Source organism: Methyloparacoccus sp. NF-16 (genome assembly GCF_056880625.1).
Genome location: NZ_CP174130.1, coordinates 20,375 through 38,233, shown reverse-complemented (window position 1 = coordinate 38,233; position 17,859 = coordinate 20,375). Strand labels below are relative to the sequence as shown.

Below are 17,859 nucleotides of genomic sequence, written 5' to 3'. Positions count from 1 at the left end.
CGTAGTGCGCGAATGGATCGGGGGCCCTTAGTCCTCGATCAGGTAGGCGCGCATCGGTTCCTTTCCCTTGATCTCGATGAAGCCGCGACAGGCAAAGCCGAATTCCGAACGGGCCAGCCGGTAGGTGGCCTCATCCAGCTGGATCCGGCCCGGCAAGCCATGCGATTCCATGCGGCTGGCGGTATTGACGGTGTCGCCCCAGAGGTCATAGATGAACTTGCTCTGGCCGATGATGCCGGCGATGACCGGCCCGGAACTCAGACCGGTTCTGAGTTCCAGGGGCAATCGGGCTTTCTGGCCGATCTCCGCCAGGACGCCGTGCATGTCCCTGGCCATCGAGAGTGCGGCGACCGCGTGCCCGGCGATCGGGAAAGGTACGCCGGCGGCGGCCATGTAGGCGTCGCCGATGGTCTTGATCTTCTCCAGGCCATAATGCCCGGCCAGCTCGTCGAAGGCCGAGAAAATTTCATCCAGCAACTGAACCAGCGGCGCAGGAGGCATTTGCGTCGCCAGCCGGGTGAAATTGACCAGATCCGCGAACAGCACCGTCACCGAGTCGAAACTGCTGACAATGCGGGTTTCCCCCTGTTTCAGGCGGCGGGCGATCGGCTCGGGCAGGATGTTCCGCAGCAGTAGCTCGGAACGCGCGCGCTCCTCTTCCAGCTGCTGAAGGTAGATCTGCTCCACATCGCGCAACCGCTTTTTTTCCAGCGTCGCGCTGATGCGGGAGTTGAGTACCGTCGGATTGTAGGGTTTGGCCAAATAGTCCTCAGCGCCGCGCTCGATGCAGCGGGCGATGCTTTCCACCTCGTCCAGCGCGGAGATCATGATCACGGGGATGTGCCGGAGACCGGGATCGCCTTTCAGACGGTCAAGCACCGCGTAGCCATCGAGGTCCGGCATCAGCATGTCCAGCAGGATCAGGTCCGGGCGGCAGGCCTGCGCCAGCGACAAGGCCGTCCCGCCGTTGGCGCAATCACTCACCCGATAGCCGAGTTTCTGCAGCCGCCGGGCCAGCAGCTCGCGATTCGCATCGTCATCGTCGGCCAGCAGCAAATGTCCCCTGGCGTCGCCTGTTGCGGGTTCCGCATCGGGCCGCACGATTTCCGCGCCGGCGCCCATGTTTCGCCGGCTGCCGCGCTCGCCGCGATGGCAGCCGGAGCGTTCCCGGTCCAGGAGCGCCGGCGAGCCGAGCAGCTGTTCCTCCATCAAGGCCAGCCACTGGCGGGCAGCGCGGATGATCTTTTCCAGATCCGGAATCAGGCGGGTCTGATCCAGTTCCCTGCATTGCTCGGCCAGCATTTCCCCATAGCCGATGATGTGGTTGACCGGGGTGCGCAGCTCATGGCAGATCCCGTGCACGTCCACCTCGGCGCCGCCCATGCAATCCTCGCCCAGGTAGCGGTTTATCAGCGACATCAGGACGTAGCCGCTGCCGTGAATGCGGTCGAGATCAATCTGAAAAGTCGCACTCAGGTTATCGCCAGCCTCTTCCTTGAGGATTTCCGCATAGCCGATGATGTGATTGATCGGCGTGCGCAACGCATGCCTGACCTTGGCGAGACGGAATGTGCCCGATCCGGCGGATGATGCCTGCGGATGTATTTTCATATCAGATATTTCTTATTATTTTCGTGCCGCAAAACAACTGCCAGATAGTGAAACGACCTTGACATTGCTTGCCTGATCTGTCAATTCATATACCTCGGTCAGCCGAGCAATTACCCCGCTTCCACATGGCTGGAAACGAGGGGATAGCGAAACAGCCGACAGATTTCGTGCAAGGAATCGCCATGTGGGATTATCGCTGATACCGACATTCCCTCTTCCTGCCCATGGAGGGTCAAAACGTCAGGTGATCGGCCATTGCCAATGCTTTTGGCAAGGCCTGGAGAACAAGAATGAAAATATCTCATCCGGCCGAGATCCTCCCGTCGCAAACCGCGAGGCTGCTGCGCAATGGCCTTTTCTACGGCCTTTCGCCGCTGATGGCCGCCGCGGGTCTGTTGATCGCTTGGCCGATGTTGGCCAGAAACCTCTTGGCCAGCGGTTTCGACGGACAATCGTTCATGTCGCACGGCTGGTGTTATCTCTGGGTACCCCAGCTGTGGATCCTGCATGTGAGTACCGATCTGGCCATCGGTTTGTCCTATGTCGCCATCTCCCTGACACTGGTCTACCTGATCTATCGGGCCCGTCACGACATGCCGTTTTCCTGGATTTTTCTGGCATTCGGGCTGTTCATCATCGCCTGCGGCGCCACCCATTTCATGGAAGTCTGGACCATCTGGCGTCCCAATTACTGGCTATCCGGCTATATCAAGCTCATCACCGCCACCGTTTCCGTCGCCACCGCCGTCGTGCTGCCCACGCTGGTGCCCAGGGTGTTCGAGCTGATTCACGCCGTGAAACTGTCCCACGAGCAGAAGACCCAGCTGGAGGTTCAGGCCATCCAGCTGGCCGAAGCCCGCGACGCCGCCCTGGAAGCGACGCGACTCAAGTCCGAGTTTCTGGCCAACATGTCGCACGAGTTGCGAACGCCGCTCAACGCCATCATCGGCTACAGCGAAATCCTCGCCGAGGAGGCCGAGGACGGTGGCCGCGAGGCCGATCTGGCCGACCTGCGGAAAATCCGCTCGGCCGGCAAGCATCTGCTGGCGCTGATCAACGATGTGCTCGACCTTTCGAAGATCGAGGCCGGCAAAATGGAAGTGCATCTGGAAACCTTCGCCGTCGAGCCGATGCTGCGGGACGTGGTGTCGACGATCGAACCCCTGATCGCGAAGAACGACAATCGCCTGGAACTGGACATGGCGGGCGATCCCGGCCTGATCCGCGCCGACCTCACCAAGCTTCGTCAGTCCCTGTTCAACCTGCTCAGCAATGCCAGCAAGTTCACCTCCCGCGGGCTGGTCCGCCTGTCGGCCAGACGGGAGCACCGGGCGGATGGCGACTGGCTGAACTTTGCTGTTGCCGATACCGGCATCGGAATTTCGCCGGAGCAGATGAGCAAGCTGTTCCAGGCCTTTTCCCAGGCGGATGCCTCCACCTCCAAGAAATATGGCGGCACGGGCCTGGGTCTGGTGTTGAGTCGCCGCTTTTGCCAGATGATGGGTGGCGACATCACGGTCGAGAGCACTGCCGGCAAGGGGTCATGCTTCACCATCACCTTGCCCTCGGACGGCCGGCCACGGGCGCTCTTGACGCCTGCAAGCGACCGCTCGGCCGGGACCGGCAGTGTCGCGCCATCCCCGCAAGGGCCCACCGTGCTGGTGATCGACGACGACGCGATGGCCCGCGACCTCATGCAGCGTCACCTGGGTCGGCAGGGCCTGTCCGTGGTACAGGCCGCCAGCGGGCCCGAGGGTCTGCAACTGGCGAAAACCCTCAAGCCCGCGGCCATCACCCTGGATGTGCTGATGCCGGAGATGGATGGCTGGGCGGTGTTGACGGCGCTCAAGGCCGATCCCGAACTGAGCGTCATCCCGGTGATCATGGCGACCTTCCTGGATGAGGAGCCGATGGGCTTTGCCCTGGGGGCCACGGACTATCTCACCAAACCCGTCAACCGGGAGCAGCTGGTCAGCCTGTTGAACAGATACGCGCCCGCCCGGCTGGCCGGCCCGATACTGGTCGTCGAGGATCATGACGACCTGCGCGAGCTGATGCGTAGGACCTTGCAGCAGGCGGGCTGGTCGGTCGAGGAGGCGGCCAACGGCCGGGAGGCGCTGGCCCGGCTGGAAACCTCGGTGCCCAGGCTGATCGTCCTGGATCTGATGATGCCGGAAATGGACGGTTTCAGCTTCATCGAGGCCATGCGTCAGAAACCCTCCTGGCAGAGCATCCCGGTCATCGTGGTGACGGCCAAGGACCTGACCGCCGAGGACCGTCAGCGTCTCAATGGTTACGTCCAGTACATCATCCGCAAGGGATCCCGGGTGCGCGACGAGTTGTTGCAGGAGCTGGGCGACAGGATCGCCGCCAGCGTGAGGAAAACCGCCTGAAGGGGAGCGCCATGGCCAAGGTACTGCTGGTTGAAGATAACGAAATGAATCGGGACATGCTGGGCCGGCGGCTGCAGCGCCGGGGATTCGAGCTCGTCATCGCCATCGACGGCGAGGAAGGCCTTGCCAAGGCGGGGTCGGAGCAACCGGACATCATCCTCATGGACATGAGCCTGCCCGGCATCGACGGCTGGGAAGCCACGCGACGGTTGAAAGCCATGCCGGAGATGCGGGCCATTCCGATCATCGCCCTGACCGCCCATGCCATGAGCGGCGACCGGGAAAAGGCCCTTGAAGCCGGCTGCGATGACTATGACACCAAGCCGGTGGAATTTGACCGCTTGCTCGGCAAGATCGAGTCCTTGCTGAAACCCGCCTGAAGGCACGCCGCAAAACCGTCTTGACTCGCCCGGCGCTCCGGCGGTGGCGGCACAATGGATCCGCTACCCTGTTTTCGCGGGCGTGGCCCGCGTTCGCCCGATTTTCCAACCCCGTAAGGTTGCAGGAAAATCGGGACTGGCCGAAAACGAGGGCAGAATGTCCTTGTGCCAGGAACCCTGGTGGCGCGACGATTTCCCCATGGCAATACAGTCAGCCATTTCAGTTATCGAAGCAGGGGAGACCAAGGCCATGGCTTTTTCAAGCCGAATAATATCGGAAATGGCGCCCACGGCCCGGACCATCGGTATTGTCGCCTACGATGGGGTTGAAATCATCGACCTGACCGGACCCATGGAGGTCTTTGCCTTTGCCAATATCGGTTTCATGCGCTCGGGTATTGCCCGGGAGCCTGTTTACCGCTTTCGTGTGCTGTCGCGCAAGGCCAGCCTGATTACTGCCTCCTGCGGTCTTCATATACAGCCGGATGCCGATTATGCCGATTATCGAGAATCCATCGATACCCTGATTGTTCCCGGGTCGCCCGATGTCGACAGCATTCTTGCCGACAGACACCTGATCGATTGGGTTGCCGCTCAATATCACGGCGTGCGGCGGCTGGTTTCCATCTGTACCGGTGCCTTTTTGCTGGCCGAAGCCGGACTGCTCGACGGGCGTTGCGCCACCAGTCACTGGGCTTATTGCGACCGCCTGGCCGCCGACTATCCCGCCGTCAAGGTCGAAGCCGATCGCATCTTCCTGCGCGATGGCTCCATCTGCACCTCGGGCGGCATCACCTCCGGCATCGACCTGGCCCTGGCGCTGCTGGAAGAGGACTGCGGCCGCGAGGCGGCCTTGCTGGTGGCACGCTACATGGTCGTATTCCTCAGGCGACCCGGCGGCCAGTCCCAGTTCAGCGCCTATCTCGCCAGCGAGGCAACCAACAATGCCGATATCCGTGACCTGCAACTCTGGATCATGGAGCATCCCGGGGAAGACCTGAGTCTCGAGCGACTCGCGGCCCACGTCGCCATGAGCACCCGGAACTTTTCCAGGGTCTTCACCGCGGAGACCGGCATGACACCGGCCAAGTTTGTGGAAAAGGTGCGTGTCGATGCGGCCCGCCACTACCTGTCCTCCACCGATGAGCGGATCGAGAGGATGGCCGTGCTTGCCGGCTTTGGCGACACCGAACGGATGCGCCGGGCCTTCCTGCGCCATCTCGGCATTACCCCCCAGGATTATCGTGCCCGCTTCGGCCCGCTTGCAGTTCAGCCCATGCCCAGTCTGACACCACGGCATGCGGAAGCGGTGAAGGCCTCGCTCAACCGTTTCACGCACTCCCGTGGGCAAGGTCCCGTCGCCTCCGGCATCCGCCAGGGGGGGAGCTAGCCGGCAGTTCCTGGCGGGAGACCGCGACCGGTGCGTTCCGGCCTTCCCGGGCATGCCTCCATAACATCAAGAAGAATTCGCGAGGTCCGACCATGAAGATTCTCCTGCTTTCCAGTGCCTACAACAGCCTGACCCAGCAGGCGCATGTCGAACTGAAGGCCTTGGGACATGGCGTCGGTGTCGGCATCGCGACGACGGCGGAAACCATGCGCGAGGCGGTCCATCAATTCCAGCCGGAGCTGATCCTCTGTCCGATGCTGGCGCAGATCATCCCGCGCGACATCTGGGAACGGCACACCTGCTTGATCCTCCATCCCGGCATCGTCGGCGATCGCGGGCCCAACGCCCTGGACTGGGCCATCCTCAACGGGGAAACCACCTGGGGCGTGACGGTCGTCCAGGCGGCCGAGCATGTCGATGCCGGTCTCATCTGGGCCAGCGCCGATTTCGCCATGCGGCCCGCCAGCAAGAGCAGCCTGTACCGCGACGAGGTGGCCAAGGCAGCCGTGCAGGCCATGCTGGTGGCAGTACGGCGCTTCGAAAGCCGGCTGTATGTACCGCGCCCGTTGGACTATGCCCATCGATCGGTACGCGGCCGGTTCCGGCCGGCCGTCGGGCGCGAGGTCCGCCGCATCGACTGGTCGTCGGATTCGGTCGCCCAGATCCTGGGCAAGATCCGATCCGCCGATGGCGCCCCGGGTGTGCTCGACGAGATCGGCGGGCTGCCGGTCTATCTGTATGGCGGGCATGTGGAAGGCACGCTGATCGGGCGTCCCGGCGACATCATCGCCCAGCGCGATGGCGCCATCTGCCGGGCGGCGGTGGATGGCTCCGTGTGGATTTCGCACCTGAAGGCAAGGGGCGAGCGCCCCGACCAGCATTTCAAGCTGCCGGCCGCGCAGGTATTGGGCGAGCGGCTGGCCGGCGTGCCGGAAATCCCGCTGCCGCCCGAAGCCGCTGGTCTGGGGGCGACGTTCCGCGATATCTGGTACGAAGAGCGCAACGACGTCGGCTATCTCAACTTTCGTTTCTATAACGGCGCGATGGGAACCGAGCATTGCCGCCGGCTGCAAAAGGCCATGTGGTATGCGCGGCAACGGCCCACCCGGGTGATCGTCCTGCTCGGCGGGCGCGATTTCTGGTCCAACGGCATCCATCTGAACCTTATCGAGGCCGCCGACGATCCTGCCGGCGAATCCTGGGACAACATCAACGCCATGAACGATTTCGTGCTCAGCGTCCTGACAGCGACCGATCATCTCACCATCGCCGCCCTTTACGGCAGCGCCGGTGCGGGGGGCGTGATGATGGCCCTGGCCGCCGACAGCGTGCTGGCCCGCGAGGGAATCGTGCTCAATCCCCATTACAAGGCCATGGGCGGACTGTATGGTTCCGAGTACTGGACCTACTCGCTGCCAAGGCGGGTGGGGCCGAAGCTCGCCGAACAGCTGACAGAGCAGTGCCTGCCGGCCGGTGTCCACCAGGCCCGGGCCATGGGCCTGATCGATGGCATCGTGATCCAGGATGCGCCCGGCGATTTCGCCCAGTTTCGCGACCAGATCGTCCGGGTCGCCGAGCAGCGGGCCCATGGTCCGCAGTTCCGGCAGCGGCTGGCGCAAAAACGGGCCGAGCGCGAGGCGCACGAGCGGGCAAGACCGCTGGCGGACTACCGCGCCGAGGAACTGGAGCACATGCGGCGCAATTTCTGGGGGGAGGACCCCGGCTATCACCTGGCCCGCTCGGCCTTCGTCCGCAAGCAGCCTCGGCCCGGCAATCTGCGCTGCAGCGCGGCACTGGAGGCCGCCTGCGGCAACCCGCAGTGCGAGGAGGCCCATCGTGCGGAGAGGAATCGCTGCGCCCTGGCCGGCTTGAACGGGGTGTCCGCGCGGCAGCCCAGCCCAGCGCCCGGCCAGCCCGCTGCCGGATCATGATCGCCTGCCGGCCAGGCAGGCCTTGCCCGCGAGGCTGTGAATGTTCACCTACCTGATTCTGGAAGCCGGGGCGGTACTGGTCGGCGTGCTGGCCGGCCTGTGGGCCCTCTGGCGGATCGTCGACATGCCGGTTTTGCGGCAGCGACTGCGGAATGCCTGGTTGCCGCTGAGCTTGCTGGGTCTCGCGCTCATGACCGGCCTCTACGCACACAAGACGACATGGCCGCAGCTGGCCATGCCGCCCTGGATGAATTCACTGGGCCCGCATCAGGACCCCCCGTGGCTGCCGTTGGCCAATGTCGGCCAGTTTTTTCGCCATTTCGACGCCTTCGAGGAGGTGGCGGACATCGGCCGCGATCCTGCCGCGGTACCGCCGTCCCTGGATCGGCCGGGTGGTGCCACGGTACGGTTTGAGCTGAACATACGGGAGGTGATCGCCGAGGTCGCCCCGGGCGTGTATGCCAACTTCTGGACCTACGATGGCCAGGTTCCCGGGCCGCTGTTGCGGGTGAAAGTCCACGATACGGTGGAACTGTCGCTGACGAACCACCCGAGCAGCCTGCATCCTCACAGCATCGACCTGCATGCCGTGAGCGGCCCGGCCGGGGGCGGCACGCTGTCCCGGGTCGCCCCCGGCGAAACCCGCCGCTTCCGCTTCAAGGCGCTGAACCCGGGCCTGTACGTCTACCACTGCGCCTCCATGAATGCCGGCCTGCACGAAACGCACGGCCAGTATGGCCTGATACTGGTCGAACCCGAGGCGGGCCTGTCCAGGGTGGACAGAACCTACTACCTGGTCCAGGGCGAGCTGTACGCGGCCGGGGAGACCGGCCAGAAGGGCCTTACCCGCTTTGACAGCCATGCCTTCCTGGACGGCCGCCCGAGCTACGTGACCCTGAACGGGCGGGTCGAGAAGGCGCCGCGCATGCGGGCCAGAACCGGCGAGCGGATCCGCCTGCTGGTGGGCAATGGCGGCGTCAATCTGGCTTCGGCCTTTCATGTCATCGGGGAAATCTTCGATGTGGTCTACCCGGAGGCCGCCATCGGCTCGGCGCCGCTCAGGAACGTGCAGACCACGGTGGTACCGCCGGGCGGCGCCACGATCGTCGAGTTCACCGTTGATGTACCCGGCACCTACCTTGCCGTCGACCACGCCCTGGCACGCATGAACAAGGGCGCCTGGGCTGCCATCGAGGTCACCGGGCCACCCCGCCCGGACCTTTTTGCCCCCTGAGTGCGGTACCGGTCCGCCTGCGCTCAGGGCTTTTTCGGCTCGATGCGCTTCAGCAGGGAGAAGAGGTCACTGTTGGTCGAGAGCACCACGGTGGCCTCGTTGCCGATGATCTTGCGATAGGTATCCATGCTCTTCAGGAAGCGGTAGAACTCGGCGGCCTCCGGCTTCTGGGTGTAGGCGCGGGCGTAGATTTCGGTGGCCCTGGCGTCGGCCTCGCCGCGGATTTCCTGCACGCGCTTGTAGGCCGTGGACACGATTTCGTTGATGTCGCGCTCCTTCTGTCCGCTGATGCGGGCGGCTTCACCCTCGCCTTCTGAGCGGAAGCGCTGGGCAATCTGCAGGCGCTCGCTGATCATGCGCTGGTAGATGCGCTCCAGCACCTCGGGATTGTAGTTGAGCCGCTTGATGCGGATGTCCAGCAGCTCGATGCCGAATTCGGCCAGCTTGGGGGCGGCGGCCGCGAAGATGTCCCGCTCCAGCTGCACCCGGCCGTACTGGATCGGCCGCAGCACGCCGAGCGTGCCGACGCCGGTCAGGTTGGCCGCGGCGCCCTCGTCGCGCAACGGCTTGCGTCCCTTCTCGGTGCGCACCACCTCGATCAGTTCGTGGCGGGCCACGGCGGTGCGGGTCTCGCTGCCGAGGATGTCCTCCAGCCGCGATTGGGCGCTGCGCTCGTCGCGCAGGCGCAGGAAGTACTGCATCGCGTTGGTGATCCGCCAGCGGGCGAAGGTATCGACCTGGATGTAGGTCTTGTCCTTGGTCGACATCTCCACCATCGGTCCGTCCCAGGCCAGGTAACGCTTGTCGATGCGGTTGACCTGCTGGACGAAGGGCAGCTTGACATGCAGCCCCGGCTCCGTCACCGGTTCGCCGATCGGCCGGCCGAATTGCGTGATGATGGCCTGCTCGGTCTGCCGGACCGTGTAGAGGCACTGCAGCAGCACCAGTGCCGCCAGCGCGGCGCCGGCGATACCCATGATCCTGGCTTTCATTTTGGCGCTCCGGTCGGGATTTGCGGCAGGGGCAGCATGGGCAGGATCTGCTGCACCGACTCGTCGACGATGATGCCCTGCTTGGCGGCCGGCATCACTTCCCCCAGGGTTTCCAGATAGATGCGGGTGCGGGTGACATCGGGTGCCTTGACGTATTCCTCCAGCACCGCGGTGAAGGCGGCGGCGTCGCCCTCGGCCTCGTTGATGCGCTTGAAGCGGTAGCCCTCGGCATTCCGGATCGCCTGATCCGCCTCGCCTCGCGCCCGCGGCACGGCCTTGTTGTAGTCGCCGTTGGCCAGGTTGATGGCATTCTCGCGATCCTGCTGGGCACGGTTGACCTCGTTGAACGAAGGCTGCACCGGCACCGGTGGATCGACATTCTTCAGCTGCACCTGGTTGACGGTGACGCCCAGATGGTAGCGATTGGCCAGTTCCTTGATCCTGGCGAGCGAGGTGTCCTCGATTTCCTGGCGACCGATGGTGATGATCTCGTCCACGGTGCGATCGCCGATGATTTCCCGCATCACCGATTCGGCCAGATCGCGCAGGGTGAAACCGGGATCGCGCACCTCGAAGAGATAAGTCTCCGGTTCGGTGATGCGGTACTGAACCACCCATTCCACCAGCGCCGCGTTGAGGTCCCCGGTCACCATGGAGCGTTCCTTCAGCGGGTCGGCACCGACCTGGTCCGGGTTGGTCAGCGCGTCCGCCGGCCGTTTCATGCCGAATTCCAGTTTCAGCTGCCGCTGCGTCGGTACCTTGATGACCTCGTCGATGCCAAACGGCAGCTTGAGATGCAGCCCGGGCGGCACGTTGTGCACATGCCGGCCGAAGCGCAGCACGACACCGGCGGACTCGGCGGGGACGGTGAAATAGCTGGTGAACAGGCCGGTCAGGGCAAACAGCACCAGGGCAATCGGCACGAACGGGATGGGCTTGTGCGGCGCGGGCAGATGCGCTGCCCAGGGATCAGGCGTGCTCACGGGATTCCTCCACGGTCGGGCGGCAACAGCGCCGGCGGGCAGTGTAACGCGAAGCCGGGAAGGCCGGGAGCCACGCCTGCACAGCGGTTGTCCGGCATGCTAGCGTATGGCGCACCCTCACGCTCCGACGCTTCCGCCATGACGACACCCCTGGTCGAATTCGCCGCCGTCCGCAAGGGCTATGACGGCAAGACGGTTCTGCCGGGGCTGGATCTGGCCATCCGCGAGGGGGAGTTCCTGACCCTGCTGGGGCCTTCCGGTTGCGGCAAGACCACGGCCCTGCGCCTCCTGGCCGGTTTCGAGACGCCCGACGCCGGCGAAATCCGCCTGGATGGTCTGTGCATCGACGCGCTGCCGCCGGAGCGCCGGCCGGTCAACACGGTATTCCAGAGCTATGCCCTGTTTCCGCACATGAACGTGGCCGACAATGTCGGTTTCGGACTGCGCATGCAGGGGGTGCCCGCCGCCGAGCGTCGCCGCCGCGTCGCCGAGGCACTGGCGCTGGTCCGCCTGGAGGGCCTGGAGAGCCGCAGGCCGGGGCAGCTTTCGGGTGGCCAGCAACAGCGGGTGGCGCTGGCCCGCGCACTGGTCAACCACCCCAGGGTGCTGTTGCTGGACGAATCGCTCAGTGCCCTGGACTATCGGTTGCGCAAGGACATGCAGGGCGAGTTGAAGGCCTTGCAGCGGCGGCTGGGACTGACATTCCTGTTCGTCACCCACGATCAGGAGGAGGCCCTGTCGCTGTCCGACCGGGTGGCGGTCATGCGGGCCGGCGTCATCCAGCAGATCGGCACGCCCCGCGACATCTACGAAAACCCCGCCAACAGCTTCGTCGCCGGCTTTGTCGGCGAGAGCAACTTTCTCGATGCCCGGGTGCTGCGGCGCCTCTCGGCCGCCTGCATCGAGGTGCTGCTGGAAGGGCATCCGCTCGGCCTGCGTTGCGCCTTGCCGGTCGCCGAGGGCGATACCGTCCGGGTGCTGCTGCGGCCCGAGGATCTGCGCGTGCGTGCCGCGGATACGGCGTCCACGGCGGAACCGCTGCGCGGAGAGATCCTCGACACCCGCTACCGGGGCGTGACGCTCGATCTCGTCATCCGTCTCGACAGCGGCCAGACACTCACGGCCAGCGCGTTCTTCAATGACGCCATCGCCGGCCCGGACGGCACGCCTGGCCGGCGCGTCGCTGTCGGCTGGACGCCGGGTCGGGAAACCGTGCTCGGGGCATGAGCCGGTTCCGCTTCCCGCGGGCGGAAAGGCGAGCTCCGGCCTTCCCGCCAGTCATCCGGTCACAGGGGCCTCGTTGAGGCAACCCGGTTGCCATCCGGGGTCAGGCCACCAGGCCCTCCGCACGCATGGCCGCCGCGACGGCCGGACGCTCCGCGACGCGCTTGTGAAGAGCCGTCAGGTGCGGCCAGGGGCCGAGATCGATGTGATGGTAGTGGGCCCAGTTGAGGACGGTGAAGAGGTAGGCATCGGCAAGAGTGAAATGCTCGCCGGTCAGATAGGGTTGAGCGCCCATCAGCGCCTCGACATAATCGAAGCGGCGCGACAGATTGTCCAGCGCGGCCTGGCGGGTTTCGATGGGCGCATTCGGGTTCCAGAGCGGGCCGAACCCCTTGTGCAGTTCGGTGGCGATGAAGGCCAGCCACTCCATCAGGCGGTAGCGCTCCATCGTGCCCGCGGGCGGCGCCAGTTTTGCCTCCGGCTTGTGGTCGGCCAGATACTGCAGGATGACCTGATCCTCGGTGAGCAACTGGCCGTCCATGAACTGCAGGGCCGGCACATAACCCTTGGGATTGATGGCGCGGTAGTCGTCGCCGTGTTCGGTCCGGTGGGTGGCGAGATCGACGCGGACCAGCCCGAAACCGTAGCCCGCTTCCCGCAGGACGATATGGACGGCGAGCGAGCAGGCACCTGGCGTGTAGTAGAGCTTCATGGGTTTCTCCTTCGGATGAGCGATTCACCGACAAGCTATCAGATTTGTCTGACCTTTTGCCTTGGGTTCCCGCTTGCCCGGGCTGTCGGCGCATTCCGGCCCTTGGCCATGTTCCCGGCGCCATGACCCGGCTCCGGCGGGTGCGCTGCTTTTCGCGGGCCGCTAAGGACCCGGCCTCCCGGTTATCGGGTCTGGGACGGTGGTGCGCCCTGTCGGGGCTCCCGCTCTGGTTGTCGATCTTCACCCTGGTGCCGACAGGGCTGGTCGTGACGGTCAGCTTCCTCGGCCGCGACGAGCGGGGCTTCATCCGCTTCGTCCCGACACTGGACAATTACCGGCGCCTGCTTGACCCGACCTATCTCAATGTCTTCATCGATTCGCTGGCCATGGCCATGCTGGCGACGCTCTTGTGTCTGCTGATCGCCTATCCGTTCGCCTGGTCGCTGTCGCGCGTCGGTCGGCGCTGGCGACCGCTGCTGCTGATGCTGGTGATCCTGCCCTTCTGGACCAATTCGCTGGTACGAATCTACGCCATTCGCAGCCTGCTGGCGGCCAAGGGCGCGATGAACGCCCTGCTGGTGGGGCTGGGGCTCGTCAACGAGCCGATCCGGCTGCTCTACAGCGGCTGGGCGGTGAGCCTCGGGCTGGTCTACGTGCTGCTGCCCTTCATGATCCTGCCGCTCTATTCCAGCTTCGAGAAGCTTGACCGGCGCCTGATCGAGGCGGCGGCGGATCTCGGCGCCGGGCGGCTGGCAAGCTTCCGGCATGTCATTGTCCCGCTGACCGCGCCGGGCATGGTCGCCGGCGCCCTGATGGTTTTCCTGCCGGCGCTGGGGCTGTTCTATGTCACCGATGTGCTGGGCGGCGCGCGCAACCTCATGCTGGGCGCCCTGCTGAAGGAGCAGTTCCTGGACGCGCGCGACTGGCCGTTCGGTGCGGCGGCCAGCCTGGTGGTCATCGGGCTGCTGTTCCTGTTCCTGGCGCTGTACCGGCTGGCCCGGCAGCGCATGGGCGAGACGGGAATGGCCGATGCCTAGTCTACGCGGCGCCAGTCTGCTGGGCGTCTTTGTCTTCCTGTACCTGCCGATGCTGGTGCTGATGGCCTATTCCTTCAACACCTCGCCCTACGGGACACATTGGGACAGCCTTGGCGGACAGTGGTATCGCCAGCTCGCGGATGACGCGGATCTGCTCGACGCGACCCGGAATTCGCTGCTGGTGGCGACCGCCGCCGCCACGATGGCCACCGTGATCGGTACGCTGGGCGCCATCGGGCTGCGGCTCTATCGCCTGCCGGGGCGGGCCTTTTTCCAGGGGCTCCTGTATGTCACCTTGATGTCGCCGGAAATCGTCATGGGCGTCTCGCTGCTGGTGCTGTTCATCCTGCTGCGTGTGCCGCTGGGATGGCCGACGCTGCTGCTGGCCCATATCACCTTTGGCCTGCCGTTCGTGGCGGTGACGGTGCTGTCGCGGTTGCAGGATTTCGACCACCAACTGGTGGAGGCGGCCCGCGACCTCGGCGCCGGCGAGTTGCAGGCCATCCAGCGGGTGGTGCTGCCGCTGGCCCTGCCTGCCGTCGCCGCCGGCTGGCTGCTGAGTTTCACGCTGTCGCTGGACGACGTGGTGGTGAGCTTCTTCGTCACCGGCCCGGATTTCGAGGTATTGCCGCTGCGTATCTATTCGATGGTGCGGATGGGCGTGAAACCGGAGGTGAATGCGCTGGCGACCCTGTTGTTCGGGTTCTCGCTGATTCTGGTCAGCCTGTCGCAGAAGCTGCGCGGAAGGCCGGCCTGATGCGGCGCACGGCAATGGCCGCCCTGCTGGTGCTGGCGACCCTGCGGCTGGTGCACGCGGCCGCCGCCGAGGTGCGCTTCTACAACTGGTCCGACTACCTGCCGGCCGCGGTGCTGGAGCGGTTCACGGCGGAAACCGGCATTCGCGTCCGCTACTCTACCTACGACAGCAACGAGGCCATGTACGCCAAGCTCAAGCTGCTGCGGGCGCAAGGCTACGACCTCGTCGTGCCGTCCACCTATTTCATCGACCGCATGCGCCAGGAAGGCCTGCTGCGGCCGCTGGAACGGTCGCGGTTGCCGAATTTCCGCCATCTCGACCCACGCCATCTCGACAAGCCCTTCGATCCCGGCAACCGCTACAGCGTCCCGTATCTCTGGGGCACGACCGGCATCGCCCTCAACACAGCGCGCTACGACCCGGCGCGGGTCAGCGGCTGGGCGGATTTGTGGCGGCCGGAATTCCGCCGTGGCCTGCTGCTCGCCAACGATATGCGCGAGGTGTTCCAGATCGGCCTCAGGGTCCTGGGATATTCCGGCAACAGCACCGATCCCGGCCAGATCCGGCAGGCCTACGAGAAGCTGCGGATGCTGATGCCGAACGTGCGTGTCTTCAATTCCGATGCGCCCCAGGTGCTGTACGTCACCGGCGAGATCGACGCCGGCATGATATGGAACGGCAATGCCTATCGTACCCAGCTGGAGGTGCCGGGCTTTGTCTACCTCTACCCGCGCGAGGGGTGCGGCCTGTGGATGGACAATCTCGCCATCCCGGCCGGGGCCGGCAATCCCGACGGCGCCCACCGTCTGATCGATTTCCTGCTGCGGCCGGACATCGCCCGGCTGATCGCCGAGACGACCCGCTATGCTTCGCCCAATGCCGAGGCGGTGCGCCAGCTGCCGGCCGAGCTGCGGGACAATCCGGTCATGTACCCGACGGACGAGATTCTGGAAAAGGGCGAGTACACCACCGATGTCGGCGAGGCGGTGACGCTTTACACCCATTACTGGGAATGGCTGAAAGCCGGCGAGTGAATCGGGCAGCGGCCCGAGCATTCGGTTTACAATGTCAGGCTTCGCGCCCGGCGCATCTCTAAACAGGGGTTGTTGATCCATGACGAAAAACGTTCTGATGGCGGCTGCGCTGGTGGGTGGCGGCCTGTTTGCCTCGACCGGCATGGCGGAATTCCAGCGCGGCTATGTTTCCATGATGGGTTCCTCGACCGTGGTACCCTTCGTCAAGGCTGCCGCCGATCATCTCAAGGGCAAGGCGCCGCTGGTCCAGGCGTCCGGGACCGGAGGCGGCATCAAGCTGTTCTGCGAGGGTACCGGACCCGAGTCGCCCGATATCGCCATCGCCTCCCGCGCCATGAAGACCAAGGAGCACGACGAGTGCCGGCGCAATGGCGTCGGTGACGTGCTGGAACTGAAGATCGGCTATGACGCCGTCATTCTGGCGCAATCCAGGAAAGCCGAACCCTGGTCGCTGACCAACGTGGAAGCGCGGAAGGCCTTCGCCAAATGGCTGGCCGAGCGCGACGGTCCCATGGCGCTCAACCCCAACAAGACCTGGAAGGACGTGAAGGCCTCGTTGCCGGCCATGCCCATCGAGCTGCTCGGCCCGCCCAACACCTCCGCCACGCACGACGCCTTCATCGACCTGATTTCCGACCTCGAATGCAAGGGCTCGCCCTGGGTGCCCGCCGGCGCGCGCGAACCCACCGCCGACATGCTGCGCAAATGCCGCAGCGTGCGGGAGGACGGCATCTACAGGGAAGGCCGCGAGAACGACCAGACCCAGATCGACCTGATCGCCGATTCCGCCAGCCCCAAGCTGGGTGTGTTCGGCTACAAGATGGTGACCGATCACGCCGGCAAGATCCGGGCGATACCCATCAATGGTGTCGAACCCACCTACGAGAACATTTCCTCCGGCGCCTACCTGGGTACCCGGCCGCTCTATCTCTACATCAAGTCCAACAACATCGGCCGCACGCCGGGATTGAAGGAGTTCCTGGCGGAGATTTCCAGCGAAGAGGCCTGGGGTGAGAAGGGTTACCTGCGGGCAGCCGACCTCGTTACCATGCCGGCCTCCGAACGCGCCAGCTACGTGGCCAAGCTGAAGGAATATGGCGTCTCCGCAGCCGCTGCCAAGGAAGCCGCCCCGGCCAAGAAGGACAAGGCCAAGGGCAAGACGACGAAAGGCAAGGAAAAAGAGAAAGCATCGGCCAAGAAGACCGACGGCAAGAACTGACCACCCGACGGCGCTTTGCCCCGTTCTTTCCCGGCGAAGCGCCCCTCCGAAGCCGGCCAGCTAGCGGGCTGCGTGCCATGCTGGCCGGCTTCGGCCTCTCCGAGGGACAGATGGACCAGCCCGATCCCCGCGATATCCAGCGCTTTCTTGCCGAGGACATCGGCACCGGCGACCTCACCGCCCTGATCCTGCCCGAAGCGGCGCTGGCTACCGCCAGCGTCGTCACCCGCGAATCCATGGTGCTGTGCGGCCAGGCTTGGTTCGCGGCCGTGTTCGCCCATATCGAACCCGCGATCCGCTTGCAGTGGCTGGCAGAGGAGGGAGCCGAGGTGGCCGCCGATACCGTGCTGTGCCGGCTGACCGGACCGGCGCGTGGCCTGATGACGGGCGAACGCACCGCCCTCAACCTGCTGCAAACCCTGTCGGCCACCGCCACCCTGGCCCGGCGCTACGCCAGGGCGGTCGCCGGAACCCGAACCCGGGTGCTGGATACCCGCAAGACGTTGCCCGGCCTGCGGCTGGCACAGAAGTACGCGGTGCGTTGCGGCGGCTGTCACAATCACCGCATCGGCCTGTATGACGGCATCCTCATCAAGGAGAACCACATCTTCGCTGCCGGTTCGATCACCCGCGCCGTGCGGGCCGCGCAGGCATTGCAGGCCGGTGTCATGATCGAGGTGGAAGTGGAAAACCTCGCCGAATTGCAGGAAGCCCTCGAGGCCGGCGCCGGGCGGATACTGCTGGACAATTTCAGCCTGCCCACGCTGCGTGAGGCCGTCACCCTTGCGGGCGGGCGGGCCGAGCTGGAGGTATCCGGCAACGTCAGCCTGGACAGCCTGCCGGCGATCGCCGCAACCGGTGTCGATTACGTTTCGGTTGGCGCCCTGACCAAGCACGTCAGGGCGGTCGATCTGTCCATGCGGGTCGACATCGACGCCTGAACCGGCGCCGGGGGTATCCGG

15 protein-coding genes are annotated in these 17,859 nt (G+C 65.0%); 11 read left to right on the top strand and 4 right to left on the bottom strand.

Translation table 11 applies throughout. From position 1 onward, the window contains the following. Nucleotides 1-27: 27 nt before the first annotated feature. Complete coding sequence (locus tag ACH5N8_RS00200) at nucleotides 28-1,611, bottom strand: adenylate/guanylate cyclase domain-containing protein (RefSeq protein WP_483282035.1); 1,584 nt, start codon at nucleotides 1,609-1,611, stop codon at nucleotides 28-30. 290 nt (nucleotides 1,612-1,901) lie between these two features. Between ACH5N8_RS00200 and ACH5N8_RS00195 the strand changes: the two genes are divergently transcribed. From ACH5N8_RS00195 to ACH5N8_RS00175, 5 genes are all read left to right on the top strand, one after another. Further along, entirely contained in the window at nucleotides 1,902-4,004 is a 2,103-nt protein-coding gene (locus ACH5N8_RS00195; protein WP_483282034.1) for an ATP-binding response regulator, read from the top strand. 11 nt (nucleotides 4,005-4,015) lie between these two features. Next, complete coding sequence (locus tag ACH5N8_RS00190; RefSeq protein ID WP_460026170.1) at nucleotides 4,016-4,384, top strand: response regulator; 369 nt, start codon at nucleotides 4,016-4,018, stop codon at nucleotides 4,382-4,384. A gap of 250 nt (nucleotides 4,385-4,634) precedes the next feature. Next, on the top strand, nucleotides 4,635-5,774 hold the full coding sequence (locus ACH5N8_RS00185; protein ID WP_483282033.1) for a GlxA family transcriptional regulator: 1,140 nt from the start codon (nucleotides 4,635-4,637) through the stop codon (nucleotides 5,772-5,774). A gap of 92 nt (nucleotides 5,775-5,866) precedes the next feature. Further along, complete coding sequence (locus tag ACH5N8_RS00180; protein WP_483282032.1) at nucleotides 5,867-7,705, top strand: hydrogenase maturation protein; 1,839 nt, start codon at nucleotides 5,867-5,869, stop codon at nucleotides 7,703-7,705. A 40-nt stretch (nucleotides 7,706-7,745) separates the two neighbouring features. After that, complete coding sequence (locus ACH5N8_RS00175) at nucleotides 7,746-8,939, top strand: multicopper oxidase domain-containing protein (RefSeq protein ID WP_483282031.1); 1,194 nt, start codon at nucleotides 7,746-7,748, stop codon at nucleotides 8,937-8,939. A gap of 23 nt (nucleotides 8,940-8,962) precedes the next feature. Here ACH5N8_RS00175 and hflC read toward each other — a convergent pair whose 3' ends face one another. Together hflC and hflK are read right to left on the bottom strand one after the other, a co-directional pair. Further along, on the bottom strand, nucleotides 8,963-9,931 hold the full coding sequence (gene hflC, locus ACH5N8_RS00170; RefSeq protein WP_460026166.1) for a protease modulator HflC: 969 nt from the start codon (nucleotides 9,929-9,931) through the stop codon (nucleotides 8,963-8,965). After that, on the bottom strand, nucleotides 9,928-10,914 hold the full coding sequence (gene hflK / locus ACH5N8_RS00165) for an FtsH protease activity modulator HflK (RefSeq protein WP_483282030.1): 987 nt from the start codon (nucleotides 10,912-10,914) through the stop codon (nucleotides 9,928-9,930). The genes hflC and hflK overlap by 4 nt, the downstream gene beginning before the upstream one ends. Before the next feature lie 138 nt (nucleotides 10,915-11,052). Here hflK and potA point away from each other — a divergent pair, with 138 nt between their 5' ends. After that, the gene (potA, locus tag ACH5N8_RS00160; RefSeq protein ID WP_483282029.1) at nucleotides 11,053-12,141 is read left to right on the top strand and encodes a spermidine/putrescine ABC transporter ATP-binding protein PotA; all 1,089 of its coding nucleotides are present in this window, start codon (nucleotides 11,053-11,055) and stop codon (nucleotides 12,139-12,141) included. Between the two features lie 100 nt (nucleotides 12,142-12,241). Here the strand turns inward: potA and gstA are convergent, their stop codons facing one another. Continuing rightward, nucleotides 12,242-12,850, bottom strand: a complete 609-nt coding sequence (gene gstA, locus ACH5N8_RS00155; RefSeq protein WP_483282028.1) for a glutathione transferase GstA — start codon at nucleotides 12,848-12,850, stop codon at nucleotides 12,242-12,244. A 122-nt stretch (nucleotides 12,851-12,972) separates the two neighbouring features. On the opposite strand from gstA, the gene ACH5N8_RS00150 reads away from it, so the two are divergent. The 5 genes from ACH5N8_RS00150 to nadC all read left to right on the top strand — a co-directional run bounded on the left by ACH5N8_RS00150 (nucleotide 12,973) and on the right by nadC (nucleotide 17,838). Further along, nucleotides 12,973-13,887, top strand: coding sequence for an ABC transporter permease subunit (locus ACH5N8_RS00150; RefSeq protein WP_483282027.1), 915 nt, complete (start codon nucleotides 12,973-12,975; stop codon nucleotides 13,885-13,887). Next, nucleotides 13,880-14,644, top strand: a complete 765-nt coding sequence (gene potC / locus ACH5N8_RS00145) for a spermidine/putrescine ABC transporter permease PotC (protein WP_483282026.1) — start codon at nucleotides 13,880-13,882, stop codon at nucleotides 14,642-14,644. Before ACH5N8_RS00150 ends, potC begins: the two co-directional genes overlap by 8 nt. Beyond that, nucleotides 14,644-15,678, top strand: coding sequence for an extracellular solute-binding protein (locus ACH5N8_RS00140; protein WP_483282025.1), 1,035 nt, complete (start codon nucleotides 14,644-14,646; stop codon nucleotides 15,676-15,678). The genes potC and ACH5N8_RS00140 overlap by 1 nt, the downstream gene beginning before the upstream one ends. A gap of 79 nt (nucleotides 15,679-15,757) precedes the next feature. Beyond that, the gene (locus tag ACH5N8_RS00135; protein ID WP_483282024.1) at nucleotides 15,758-16,897 is read left to right on the top strand and encodes a substrate-binding domain-containing protein; all 1,140 of its coding nucleotides are present in this window, start codon (nucleotides 15,758-15,760) and stop codon (nucleotides 16,895-16,897) included. 77 nt (nucleotides 16,898-16,974) lie between these two features. Then, on the top strand, nucleotides 16,975-17,838 hold the full coding sequence (gene nadC / locus ACH5N8_RS00130) for a carboxylating nicotinate-nucleotide diphosphorylase (RefSeq protein ID WP_483282023.1): 864 nt from the start codon (nucleotides 16,975-16,977) through the stop codon (nucleotides 17,836-17,838). Nucleotides 17,839-17,859 lie beyond the last annotated feature (21 nt).